The sequence below is a fragment of the Carbonatibacter coralli genome, from assembly GCF_039592655.1.
Taxonomy (GTDB): domain Bacteria; phylum Pseudomonadota; class Alphaproteobacteria; order Kiloniellales; family Kiloniellaceae; genus Carbonatibacter; species Carbonatibacter coralli.
In genome coordinates this window covers 176,331-188,160 of the sequence record NZ_JBBUTJ010000004.1, presented here as the reverse complement: position 1 = coordinate 188,160, position 11,830 = coordinate 176,331, and the positions used below count along the sequence as shown (strand labels likewise).

Below are 11,830 nucleotides of genomic sequence, written 5' to 3'. Positions count from 1 at the left end.
AATTGTGAAATCCACAAAACGACACCTCATTTGGAGCCTTGAAAATGCATAACAACGCAGGACGTGCCATCTCCCAGGACATCGCCCACCACGTCCATCCCCAATCCAATCTTCGCCAGCATGCCGAAAAAGGCCCGACAATGATCACCCATGGCAAGGGTGTCTTCATCTATGACACTGAAGGACGTGAAATCATTGACGGTTTCTCAGGTCTGGGGTGTGTCAGCCTGGGCTACCACAATGAGCGCCTGGCAGAGGCCGCTGTGCGCCAGATGAACACCCTGCCCTTTGCACCGACCTTCTACAACCGCTCCCACCCGAGCGTCGCTGAACTGGGCGAACGCCTGACGGGCCTCGCGCCAAACGGCATGAACCGGGTGATGTTCCAGTGCTCCGGTTCGGAAGCCAACGACACGGCAATCAAGCTTCTGTGGTACACGAACACTGCCAAGGGAGAACCCAAGCGCCGCAAGATTATCGGTCGGGTCCGTGGGTATCACGGCAACACTGTCGCAACAGTATCCCTGTCCGGTCAGCCTCACATGCATGCCAAATTCGGTCTTCCCCTGCCGGAGTTCAAGCATACAGAACTGCCAAACTACTATCGTTTCCATGTCGACGGAGAAAGCGAAGAGGAATTCTCTGCGCGCATGGCAGCACATTTCGAGCAACTGGTTCTCTCCGAGGGGCCTGAAACGATTGCCGCCTTCTTTGCAGAGCCTGCGATTTCCGGCGGGGGCGCCCTGATGCCGCCCAAAGGCTACTGGGAAGAGATGCAGGCCGTCCTGAAAAAATACGAAATCAAGTTCCTGGCAGATGAAGTCGTTTGCGGCTTTGGCAGAACCGGCAACATGTGGGGATCTGAAACCTGGGGCCTGAAGCCGGATATGGTGTCCTGTGCCAAGGCTCTCTCGGCAGCCTTTTTCCCGATCTCCGCCCTGATGTTCAAGGACGAGATGTACGCAGACATGATGAAAAACTCCGATGAAGTCGGTGTTTTCGGGCACGGCTACACCTACGCCGGGCACCCGGTTGGCGCAGCAGTCTCTCTGGAAGCTCTGAACATTTACGATGAAATTGACCTCGTTGGACACGTCCGCAAAGTCAGTCAGACGTTCCTCGCAAACTGCCAGGCACTGAATGACCATCCGCTTGTTGCCGAGGTCAGAGGCGTTGGCCTGTTCTGCGGCTTCGAGCTGATGAAGGACGCCAAGAAACGCGAACCCTTTGATCCCTCATGGAAAGTCGGCGAGCTGGTCCAGAACTTTGCCCACGACAGAGGTCTCTATCTGCGTGCGATTGGTGACAGGATCAGCTTTATGCCTCCGCTGATCATCAATGAAGAGGAAATCGGCATCGCAACCAGCCGCTTCAAGCAGGCGCTTGATGATGCCTGGGCCGTGGTCAGGACACGGATCTGAGTGCTTCTTTCATCAGGATGCTGAAAACCGAAACATGCCAAGGATAAGAAGATGACGACGCTTCTTGAAATGACTCCCCCAACGTCCGGTCTGGCGGGAAGCTATATTAACGGCGAGTGGCATCGCCCGGAAGACGGGCGCACACTGGTCATAGAGAACCCATCCCGCCGCACCGCCATTTGCGAAATTGGCCGGGGCGGTAAAACAGAAATCGACAGGGCAGTCAAGGCCGCACGTGCTGCCCTGCCGGCCTGGCGCGCACTCCCCGCAAGCGAAAGAGGCAAGCTTCTGTCCGAGCTCGGGCGTCGTCTCGAAGAAAACGCCGAGGATGTTGCCCGCACTCTGGCGGCAGAATCCGGAAATGCCATCAAGACCCAGTCCCGTGGCGAAGCAATGGGGGCTTCAGGTGTCTTCAAATACTACGGGGGTGTCGCGGTTGAACAGAAAGGCGAAACCCTGCCGTTCGGCTCGGGTCTCTTCAGTTATTCCGTTCGCGAACCGCATGGAGTTGTCGGCTCCATCATCCCCTGGAACTCTCCGCTCCAGCTTGGTGCTGTCAAGATCTCCATGGCTCTGGCCACAGGCAACTGCATTGTCCTGAAACCTGCTGAAGACGCACCTCTTGCGGTTCTCAAGCTTGCAGAACTTGCAGATGGCCTTTTTCCTCCGGGCGTTTTCAACGTCGTCACCGGAACCGGGGAAGAAGCAGGCGCGGCCCTCGTCAGTCACCCCGATGTCAACAAGGTCTCCTTCACCGGTTCCAGCGAGGTCGGAAAACTGATCGGACACGCAACAGCAGAACGTTTTGCCAAGGTCACCCTGGAACTGGGCGGAAAATCACCAACAGTGGTTTTCCCCGATGCCATTGAAGGCGATCGGCTGGAACACACGGCCCAGCACGTTGTAAACGCCATGCGTTTTGCCCGTCAGGGCCAAAGCTGTACCGCGGGCTCCAGGCTTTTCATTCATGAAGAAATCTGGGACCGTCTGATGCCCCGGATCATTGAAAAGACCTCCGCCCTGAAAGTCGGCGATGCCCTTGATCCCGATGCAGACATCGGCGCCCTTGTAAACAGTGAGCGCTACAGCGAGGTCCGGGCCTTCATCGCAGAAGCCAAAGCACAGGGAGCAACATTCCTCCTTGGGGATGAGCCGGATGACAACCCGGCAGGCTTTACGCCTTCTCCTGTTATCCTGTCCGGGCTCGACAACAGCTGGCGCATTGCCCGTGAAGAGGTTTTTGGCCCTGTTATGGTCGCCATTCCCTTCAGGAACGAAGAGGAAGTCATTCAGATGGCAAATGACACCCACTATGGCCTGGCTGCCTTTATCTTCACACATGACAACAGCCGCATCACACGCCTGACCCGCGCCATTGATGCGGGCTGGATACAGGTCAATCAGGGAGGGGGTCAAATACCGGGCATGTCCTATGGCGGCACCAAACAGTCCGGCACAGGCAGTGAATACTCTATCGAAGGTGCTCTTGATGCTTACACCTATCGCAAAAGCATCACGATCCATGTGGAGAATGCCGGATGACTGTCGATCGCTTCGGCAATGCAATCAGCAAGAGTGTCGGGTACGCACGCGGGTCCCTGCTGGGGGAATCTGCTGACGAAGTGCGCCGTCTGACACAGGCCAATCGCACAGCCGCCGGTTTTGTGCAGCAACAGGGCATCGAGAAGGTTTCGATCTTCACAGGAAACCTGCGGTTCTATCCTGTTCAGGCCCCGGACCTCCCTGCGCTTTGTGAGGAATGGGTCGGCCCGAGCCTCTACGCCGAAGAACTGCGTGACGCTGCGATCAAACACATGGGGGGCAAAGGAGACGAAGCTGCAACCGTCATCAATCGCACGAGTGCAGGCATCATCGCCACCGTTCTGGCCCATGCGAAAGAACGCCCGGTCATTTCCCTTGTTCCGGAAAATGACCGGTCCCACGCATCGGTGACACGCGGCGCAAAACTTGCGGCAATTCCGGTCATCGACGCCTATCAGTTACCAGAGTTCAAACGGCTTCTGGCTGCTCACCTGCCCAGACTTGTGGTGATCACAACGGTGACATCCGAACTCTCTGTTCTTCAGGATGACGTCATTGCCAGGGCCGTCCATATGGCGAAACAGGCCGGGGCGACTGTTTTGCTCGATGAAGCTTACGGAACGAGGTTTAGACCCGTCCTGTGCGACGGTGCTCCCTCTCTCTCCTTCGGTGCCGATCTGGTCATCACCAATGCGGACAAGGCGGGGCTTTCCGGTCCGCGCGCGGGCGTTCTTTGCGGATCACGGGAGGCGCTGCTCCCCGTTCAGGCCAAAGCCGCAGAACTCGGGATGGAAGCCCGTGCACCTGTTGCGGTTGGCGCCATGCGAAGCCTGCAGAACTTCTCTCCCGATCTGCTTGTTCAGGAGGCCCGGGACGGCCAGGCGCTTGCCGATGCGATTGCAGACGTGATCAATCCGGATTTTGTGTCCCGCTCGGCTCTCGGGCCGAAAATTCAGGAAGAGGATGCCATGGAGGCCGTCCTGAAAATCGCCGGAACAGAAACAACCGGACGTGTCCCTGCAGAAATCACGGCCGCGATAGGCATGATCCTGCTCCGCGACAGGGGAATTGTCACCGTCAACACGCACGGACAGCCGGGCGGGCGCGTCTCGATCAGACTGAAACCAACGATCAACGCCGTTACCAGAGCCGGAGGTGCCGAGGCCATCGCCGGGGCCTTGCTTGCTGCCATGCAGGAAACAGCAGCCAACCTTGAGGACGACAAATGGTTTTCGGCACTCCTGTTCGGGGACACACAAAATGACTGATCAGAAGCTCCTGTCCCGGCTCGACAACAGGCTGGATCAGCTTGTGAACATCGATATCGGAGAACGCGGTGTGGAACACCTGTTCCTCGCGGCCCGAGAAGCACAGGGAGGTTCTCTGGTCGGTGCCGCTGCCGACGCCCTTCTCTCGGTTCCCCGGGGAGGAACAGTGTTCCTGACAACCGGCTCTGTCTCGAGGGCCTGGATCACCCCGGATCTGGGAGAAAACGATGGTCCTTCAGGTGCAGCAGCCGTTGCACGAGCGCTGGTTCTTGAACGGAATGCAACCTGCTTCATGCTCTGCGAAGAGACTCTCTTGCCTGCCATACAAAACGTGATGATGGCTGCCGGTCTTTTTCCCGTGACACCGGAGCAGGCTGCAATCGCCAGAGCCGACAGAAGCCTTGCGACAATCGTCATGCTTCCCTACGCAACAGAAGACGAAGAAGGCAAAAGTCAGGCGCAGACACTTCTTGATGACCTCAAGCCCGATCTGCTCTTCTCGACAGAACGGGTTGGTCGCAATGCGTTTGGAATTTATCACTCCATGCGCGGGATTGACTATGGCATGGGACGCGCCAGAGTTGACTTTCTCTTTGATGAAGCTCTGGAGCGCAACATTCCTGTCGTCGCAGTTGGCGATGGAGGCAATGAAATCGGCATGGGCAAGGTCGCCCGGCACGTGAAGGAATACGTTCCCTATGGTGACCGCTGTCAGTGCGGTTGCGGAGGAGGCATTGGGGCAACGACAAGCTGCGATGTTCTCGTCACAGCCGCCTGTTCAAACTGGGGCTGCACGGCCATTGTCGCAGCCATGGCAGCCAGAACAGGGCGGGCAAAACTCCTTCACACGCCAGAACGCGAAGCCCTCCTGCTTGATACAATGGTCGCAAACGGCCTGATCAACTCCACACACGGACTGGTCGATGACAATGTCGACGGCTTCCCCCGTCAGGCTCATCTTTCCATTGCAGAACTCTGCACAACAATCGTTAACTGCGCACTCTAGTGCCGTTCGGAAGAAAACCATGCTCCAAAACAATCCTGCACTCATTGATGCCATTCGGGACCGCTTCGCACACGTCGACAGCTGCCCTTTCCAGGGCCCTCGCACTTTCTTTGAAAATGCCGGGGGAGCGCTGACGCTAAAATCTGTCACCGAAACATCCGCCTTTTACGCTGCCATTCCCGACAATCAGGGACGGGAAAACGTGGCCTCCAAAGCTCTGGTGGAAACCATCGCGAAAAGCAAATCCGACCTCGCCACCTTCATGAATGCAAAATCCGGACAGTTCTTTGTCGGTGAAAGTGGAACGGAACTCCTGTTCAGAATGATCCGGACCGCCTGTGTCAATTCTCCGGAAGGCTCAAGAGTAATCGGCTCTTCCATCGAACACCCTGCCAGCCGAAGCGCCGCAAAGCGCTGGGCTGATATCGCCAGTCTGACTTATGTAAATGTTCCACATGATAATGAAACCGGGATGGTCACAGCAGAAGATTACGCCGCCCGGATGACACCCGATGTCAAGGTCGCAACCATTCTTCACGCTTCCCCTGTGACGGGCATGGGAATGGATGTTGCGGCCATTTCCGGCGCAATTCGTGCTGTTTCGCCCGATTGCCTGATCATTGTTGATGGCATTCAGCACGCTGCTCACGGCCAGCTGGATCTCTCGTCCTATGATGTGGATGGCTATGCGATCTCCCCCTACAAGGTTTTCTCCCGTCATGGCTACGGCATCGCATGGATTTCAGGCCGCCTCACCTCCCTTCCCCATGACATGCTGATCGATGCGCCTGCAAATGGCTGGGAGTTCGGAACCAGAGACACAGGGGCCTATGCAACAATGTCGGATGTTGTGTCCTATTTCGACTGGCTGGGCGGCGAACTGTCAGACGAAACAGAGCCTCGCAAACGCATCGAGGCCGCAGGCCGGGCGATCCACAGTTACGAAACCCATCTTACAAATCTCATGATCAACGGCACAGGCAATCTGCCCGGCCTCCGCGACATGAAGCACGTCACCATTCTGGCTGGCGCAGACAATCCGGCCCGGGAAGGCCTCGTCTCCATCACCGTTGAAGGCATTCCTTCACCCGAGGTTGTCGAGCTTCTCAACAAACAGGGCATCCGCACACACACCAGAAAGGCGGACCATTACAGCGGCAATGTACTGGAACCTCTGGGCTTGCCAGACTGTATCCGGATTTCACTCTGTCATTACAATACAGAGCAGGAAATCAGTCATCTTCTGTCGGTTCTCAATACCATCGGATCAACTGACGCTCCCTGAAGAACCTCAAGATCAGGACGGCCTGACAGACAAAACCGGTCACCCGAACAGCAAAAAGCGGAAGGTTGAGCCCTTCCGCTTTTTGCCTTGCAAGACTTTTCGGGTGTCACTCCTTGAAGGAGACCTCAGTCGTTCGGGGCATATTTCGCCAGAATACGCTGCAGTGTTCTGCGGTGCATGCGAAGGCGACGCGCAGTTTCAGAGACATTGCGATCACACTGCTCGTAAACGCGCTGAATGTGCTCCCAGCGCACACGGTCGGCTGTCATCGGCAGCTCCGGTGGTGGAGGCAGGGTGCCATCATCGCCGGTTTTCAGCAGCGTTGCGATAATCTGGTCAGGGTCCGAGGGCTTTGGCAGATAATCGATGGCACCGACTTTCACCGCAGCAACAGCAGTCGCAATATTTCCGTAGCCGGTCAGAATGATGGCGCGGGTCTGTGGAGAGTAATCGTGGATCGCCTTGATGATATCAAGCCCGCTGCCATCCTGCAGCCGGAGATCAACAATGGCAAACTGGGGTGGTGACTGATGCGCAATCCGGATGGCATCCTCAACAGAAAAGGCTGTGATCGGATCAAAGCCCTTGCGTTCCATGGTGCGCGCCAGACGCTCTGCAAAACGCTCATCATCATCCGCGATCAAAAGGCTCTTGAGATCGTCTTCTTGAATATCACTCATTTTATTCCGTCCTGTCGTTCAGCCTCTTCAGGCCATACCACCTTATCACAAAGCGATGTCCATCGCTTTTCCTGATCTATCCTGCCCTGTGGCAAAAAGCATTGAGATAAATCAGCCTCAAATCAAACGGATAGCAAACCCTGTCAGGCCTGCGTTCAGGACTCGCTCAAAACAGGCTGATACTCCAGCCGTTTGCGCTGCCAGGAAATCGAGACGACCGCTCCACCGTTCGGAGCATTGTCAAACTCCAGCTCTGCTCCTGTCCGGCCCAGCAGTGTGGTTGCGATAAAGACGCCCAACCCCATGTGCTCGCCGTCTTTTTCCTCCCGCAGGTCTGTCTGGTTCTCCGACAGGTTTTCCTCGGCCTTTCTGTTGGAAAGGTACGGATCACCCAGACGGGAAAGAACAGAAGCAGGAAATCCTGGTCCGTTGTCCTGTATCCTTAATAAAACCTGCTCATCATCCCAGTGAAGATCAAGGACCACTTTGTCGCGGGCAAACTGGATTGCATTCTGGGAAAGCAGCCCCAGGGCATGCAGCATCTCCGGACTGCGCACAACAGCGGGGGTAACACTTCCGTCCTCACTCCTGCTGTTGTACTCAATCGCAACACTGCTTTTTTCATAGGGAGAGACAGCCTCCTCAACCATGGAGAGGAAGGGCAGCACATTGTAGGGTTCACCGCCATCGATCTCCTTCCAGGCCGCCATGTCTCTGAGGATATCGCGACAGCGCATAACCTCGGACAGCATCAGGTCCAGATCTTCCTTCATTTCGATCTGATCCGGTTCCAGCTGTTCCTGCATATCCTTGGCCACAACATAAAGTGTCCCCAGCGGCGTTCCCAGTTCGTGTGCAGCTGCTGCAGCCAGTCCACCCAGGGCAGACAGACGCTGTTCACGCGAAAGGGCATCCTGAGTCGCCTGCAGCGCAGAGCGCATGGTATGGGCCTCACGCGTCAGGGAACTGACATAAACGGCAATGAAAACAGTCCCGACAATCAAAGCTCCCCAAAGACCATAGAGGTAAAGAGGCGTCAGGGTCAGTTCGGTTACGAGTTCCAGCTCCGTTCCCAGCTGAAGCGGATAATAAAACAATGCCAGAACAGTGATACAAATCAGGGTCAGTCCGGAGATAACCATCGTGCTCTTTTGCCCGAGAACCGAGGCCGAGACCGTCACAGGAGCCAGAACCAGCAGGGCAAAGGGATTGTAAAGCCCGCCGGTCAGGGCCAGCAGCACCGTCAGCTGGATCATGTCAAAGGCCAGTGAAACCGTTGCCTCGCGATCCTGTATCCAGGCCGTCTGGGGCCGGGACACCATCTGGATCCCGTTCAGGATTGCCGAGGCAGAAACCACGACAAGACACTCGACAAAGGGCAGTTTGAAACCGAGCCCGAAATAAACCAGCAAAAGCGTCACCAGCTGCCCCATGACAGCAAGCCAGCGGATCAGAATCATGGTGCGCAGCCGCAAGGCTCCACCCGGCAGCACCGGCGCGCTGTTCATTCCGATTTTGCGTTTGATGCGCTGGCGTTGTTCTCGGGCTTCTGGCATGGTGGCTGTGTCCATTTCGTCTGGCAGACGGTTTTTCACGCGTTTTTGATTGTCGCCATACTGGATGACGCAATCCTTTCAGTACAAACTTACGTAAGTTTCAAGTGCTTGCAACCACTTTGGCTGTTGAGCAGTCAAACAGGATCAGGACCCGAACAATGCTGGGAAAACGCGCGGAAAAAGAAGAAACGCCCCCCTTCATCCCGTCTGCTGTTATCGACGTGCAGAACCTCACCAAACGCTATGGCGATGTGACTGTGGTCAACGATCTCTCCTTCAAGGTGCACCGCGGCACCACTGTTGCGCTGCTCGGCGGCAATGGAGCAGGGAAGACAACCACCATTTCCATGCTGATGGGTGTTCTTCTGCCCACATCCGGTTCCATCCGTGTCCTGGGAGAAAACATGATCAGGGACCGTTTCCGGATCATGCATCGGATCAACTTTTCCTCACCCTATGTGGACATGCCCAAACGCCTGTCAGTGCGCCAGAACCTGATGTTCTTTGCGCGTCTTTTCGGGTTAAAAAAACCGCGGGACCGGATTGCGGAACTGGTAAACGACCTGCAGCTCAAGGACTTCCTGAAACGCCCCGTCGGCACACTCTCGGCCGGACAGAAAACACGCGTCTCTGTCGCCAAGGCCCTGATCAACAGGCCGGATATCCTCTTTCTGGATGAACCAACAGCCTCTCTGGATCCCGATACCGCAGACTGGCTGAGAAGCTACCTCGAAGACTATCAGCGCCAATCCGGAGCCGCCATCATGCTTGCCTCCCACAACATGGCAGAGGTCGAAAGGCTCTGCGATCATGTCCTGATGATGAAAAACGGACAGATTGTCGATAACGGCACGCCAGAGGGGCTGCTGGAACGCTATGGCCGAACCAATATGGAAGAGGTTTTCCTCGACATCGCCCGGGACAGGCAAAAGATCGAACCGGACAACCTTCCCGAATTCAACAACGGAGGACAGGGCCATGAATAGTCCCATGCCCCCCCTTGATCAGACCTCAGAGGATTTCCCCCAGTCTCCGGGCCGCCGCTATCGTATCCTCGCCCTCTTGCTGCGTCATATCTATCTGATGCAGGGCTCGTGGCCCCGGGTTCTGGAAATGATGTACTGGCCAACCATCCAGATCATTCTCTGGGGCTTTATGACCGAGTTCTTCCTGACACACTCCAGCTGGGTGGCCCAGGCATCCGGCGTCCTGATTTCGGCTGTTCTGCTCTGGGACATGCTGTTTCGCGCGCAGTTGGGTTTTAGTCTTTCCTTCCTTGAAGAGCTGTGGTCCCGCAACATAGGCAATCTTGCCATCAGCCCGATCAGACCGTGGGAATTCCTCACCGGTCTGATGCTCATGAGTTTGCTGAGAACAATCATTGCCATCATTCCGGCAACCTTTGTGGCCATCCTCCTCTATGAAACCTCGATCTATGATCTTGGTCTGCCTCTGGTCGCCTTCTTTGCCAATCTGATGCTGATGGGCTGGGCCCTGGGGATGATTGTCTGCGCTCTCATCCTCCGCGTGGGACTGGGCGCTGAATCAATGGCCTGGCTCGTGATCTTCCTGATCGCGCCGGTTTCTGCCATCTACTACCCGGTTACAGTCCTGCCGGAATGGCTCCAGACCGTGGCCTGGTCCCTGCCGACGGCTCCGGTCTTCGAAGGCATGCGCTCCGTTCTCTTTGAGGGAACCTTCCGGGAAGACCTCTTCACACGGGCCCTTTCTCTCAATGCTGTCTACTTCTCGGTCTCTGCCCTGCTGTTCCTCTGGTCGTGGCGCGATTCACGCAGGCGTGGCAAGCTGCTGGACATCGGAGAATAGCCTGCAGGCCCGGGAGAATAACAAAAAGGCCGGATAAAATCCGGCCTTTCCCGTTCTGTATCTTCCCTGGTCCCGGAAGTCGAAACCCTTCACGCCTCTTCGACAGGGCCGCTTACAGCAGCTTCTGCAAAGGTTGCCATGCCATTGTGGCAGGCCAGCGCAGCACGCAGGATCAGAACCGCAAGCACAGAGCCGGAGCCTTCACCAAGACGCATGCCAAAATCAACAATCTCTTTCTTGCCGATCCGTTCCATCAGGGCTTCATGCCCCGGCTCTTCCGAGCGGTGGGAGACGACACAATGATCCAGCAGAGCGGGATCGACAGCGTGCAGTACAGCGGCTGCAGCCGTACAGGTATAGCCATCCAGCACAACAGGTGTTCTCGCCAGACGTGCCGCAATCACAGCACCGGCAATGGCAGCAAGCTCAAGACCGCCAACACAGCGTAAAATCTGCAGGGGATCATTTTTCATGGTCGCACCATGCAGCGCCATGGCCTGATCAATCAGTCTGGTCTTCAGCGCCAGTGTTTCATCATCAACACCGGTCCCCCGGCCAACCCAGTCAGCAGCCGACCCGCCGTAAAGCGCTGTACAGATCGCAGCAGCAGAGGTGGTGTTCCCGATCCCCATCTCGCCAAGCGCGACAATATCCAGCCCTTCCTCGACCGCCATCATGCCATAGGCCATGGCCCGCACGAACTCTTCCTCGCTCATGGCAGGCTCTTCGGAGAAATCATGGGTCGGATCATCCAGCGCCATCTCGAAAACCCGCAGGTCCGAATCAGCAAGGCCACAGAGCTGGTTTACAGCCGCGCCGCCATTGATGAAGTTCGCAACCATCTGCGCTGTAACCTCTGACGGGTAGGCGGAAACACCTTTGGCTGCGATGCCGTGATTGGCCGCGAAGACAGCCGTGTAGGGACGCTCCAGCTGGGGACGCTCGCGACCCTGCCATGTGGCCATCCAGATTGCCAGTTCTTCAAGGCGTCCCAGTGCACCGCGTGGTTTGGTCAGTTCATTCTGGCGGGCTTCTGCGGCCTCGGCTGCCTTGAGGTCCGGCCCCGGCAAATCTTTCAAAAGATTACGAATTTCAGCAACAGTGTTCAACGATGTCGGGGAGACAGATGTCTGGCTCATAAAGCAGCTCCGCATTTCTTGACTTTACCGTGCAAGGCAGGAATGCTGCTGCCAGGCAGGGGACATGGATTTGGCGTGGACCCTAGCACGGCTTTCTGCTGGAAAC

General features: G+C 56.5%; 10 protein-coding genes. 7 read left to right on the top strand and 3 right to left on the bottom strand.

The window, feature by feature from the left end:
- The first annotated feature begins 44 nt into the window (after positions 1-44).
- The 5 genes from AAAH10_RS11410 to AAAH10_RS11390 are packed head-to-tail and all read left to right on the top strand — an operon-like array spanning position 45 to position 6,522.
- Complete coding sequence (locus AAAH10_RS11410) at positions 45-1,421, top strand: aminotransferase (protein ID WP_343563621.1); 1,377 nt, start codon at positions 45-47, stop codon at positions 1,419-1,421.
- Positions 1,422-1,472: 51 nt separating this feature from the next.
- Complete coding sequence (locus AAAH10_RS11405; protein ID WP_343563619.1) at positions 1,473-2,963, top strand: aldehyde dehydrogenase family protein; 1,491 nt, start codon at positions 1,473-1,475, stop codon at positions 2,961-2,963.
- Complete coding sequence (locus AAAH10_RS11400; RefSeq protein WP_343563617.1) at positions 2,960-4,231, top strand: PLP-dependent aminotransferase family protein; 1,272 nt, start codon at positions 2,960-2,962, stop codon at positions 4,229-4,231. Before AAAH10_RS11405 ends, AAAH10_RS11400 begins: the two co-directional genes overlap by 4 nt.
- Positions 4,224-5,237 carry a glutamate cyclase domain-containing protein gene (locus tag AAAH10_RS11395; RefSeq protein ID WP_343563615.1) on the top strand — a complete coding sequence of 338 codons (1,014 nt, stop codon included), beginning with the start codon at positions 4,224-4,226 and terminating at the stop codon, positions 5,235-5,237. The genes AAAH10_RS11400 and AAAH10_RS11395 overlap by 8 nt, the downstream gene beginning before the upstream one ends.
- A gap of 19 nt (positions 5,238-5,256) precedes the next feature.
- The gene (locus AAAH10_RS11390; protein ID WP_343563613.1) at positions 5,257-6,522 is read left to right on the top strand and encodes an aminotransferase class V-fold PLP-dependent enzyme; all 1,266 of its coding nucleotides are present in this window, start codon (positions 5,257-5,259) and stop codon (positions 6,520-6,522) included.
- 125 nt (positions 6,523-6,647) lie between these two features.
- Here the strand turns inward: AAAH10_RS11390 and AAAH10_RS11385 are convergent, their stop codons facing one another.
- The gene (locus AAAH10_RS11385) at positions 6,648-7,202 is read right to left on the bottom strand and encodes an ActR/PrrA/RegA family redox response regulator transcription factor (RefSeq protein ID WP_343563611.1); all 555 of its coding nucleotides are present in this window, start codon (positions 7,200-7,202) and stop codon (positions 6,648-6,650) included.
- A 155-nt stretch (positions 7,203-7,357) separates the two neighbouring features.
- Positions 7,358-8,758, bottom strand: a complete 1,401-nt coding sequence (locus tag AAAH10_RS11380) for an ActS/PrrB/RegB family redox-sensitive histidine kinase (RefSeq protein WP_343563609.1) — start codon at positions 8,756-8,758, stop codon at positions 7,358-7,360.
- 158 nt (positions 8,759-8,916) lie between these two features.
- Between AAAH10_RS11380 and AAAH10_RS11375 the strand changes: the two genes are divergently transcribed.
- Together AAAH10_RS11375 and AAAH10_RS11370 are read left to right on the top strand one after the other, a co-directional pair.
- The gene (locus AAAH10_RS11375; protein ID WP_343563607.1) at positions 8,917-9,744 is read left to right on the top strand and encodes an ABC transporter ATP-binding protein; all 828 of its coding nucleotides are present in this window, start codon (positions 8,917-8,919) and stop codon (positions 9,742-9,744) included.
- The gene (locus tag AAAH10_RS11370; RefSeq protein ID WP_343563605.1) at positions 9,737-10,585 is read left to right on the top strand and encodes an ABC transporter permease; all 849 of its coding nucleotides are present in this window, start codon (positions 9,737-9,739) and stop codon (positions 10,583-10,585) included. The genes AAAH10_RS11375 and AAAH10_RS11370 overlap by 8 nt, the downstream gene beginning before the upstream one ends.
- Positions 10,586-10,674: 89 nt before the next feature.
- Here the strand turns inward: AAAH10_RS11370 and cobT are convergent, their stop codons facing one another.
- Positions 10,675-11,724 (bottom strand): nicotinate-nucleotide--dimethylbenzimidazole phosphoribosyltransferase, encoded by a 1,050-nt coding sequence (gene cobT / locus AAAH10_RS11365; protein WP_343563603.1) that lies wholly within the window; start codon positions 11,722-11,724, stop codon positions 10,675-10,677.
- Between the last annotated feature and the right edge of the window lie 106 nt (positions 11,725-11,830).

Bases quoted from the DNA above. Each gene is read 5' to 3' on its own strand.
- AAAH10_RS11370 (WP_343563605.1), top strand. From the start codon at position 9,737: ATGAATAGTCCCATGCCCCCCCTTGATCAGACCTCAGAGGATTTCCCC.
- AAAH10_RS11405 (WP_343563619.1), top strand. From the start codon at position 1,473: ATGACGACGCTTCTTGAAATGACTCCCCCAACGTCCGGTCTGGCGGGA.
- AAAH10_RS11385 (WP_343563611.1), bottom strand. From the start codon at position 7,202: ATGAGTGATATTCAAGAAGACGATCTCAAGAGCCTTTTGATCGCGGAT.
- AAAH10_RS11390 (WP_343563613.1), top strand. From the start codon at position 5,257: ATGCTCCAAAACAATCCTGCACTCATTGATGCCATTCGGGACCGCTTC.
- AAAH10_RS11380 (WP_343563609.1), bottom strand. From the start codon at position 8,758: ATGCCAGAAGCCCGAGAACAACGCCAGCGCATCAAACGCAAAATCGGA.
- cobT (WP_343563603.1), bottom strand. From the start codon at position 11,724: ATGAGCCAGACATCTGTCTCCCCGACATCGTTGAACACTGTTGCTGAA.
- AAAH10_RS11410 (WP_343563621.1), top strand. From the start codon at position 45: ATGCATAACAACGCAGGACGTGCCATCTCCCAGGACATCGCCCACCAC.
- AAAH10_RS11400 (WP_343563617.1), top strand. From the start codon at position 2,960: ATGACTGTCGATCGCTTCGGCAATGCAATCAGCAAGAGTGTCGGGTAC.
- AAAH10_RS11375 (WP_343563607.1), top strand. From the start codon at position 8,917: ATGCTGGGAAAACGCGCGGAAAAAGAAGAAACGCCCCCCTTCATCCCG.
- AAAH10_RS11395 (WP_343563615.1), top strand. From the start codon at position 4,224: ATGACTGATCAGAAGCTCCTGTCCCGGCTCGACAACAGGCTGGATCAG.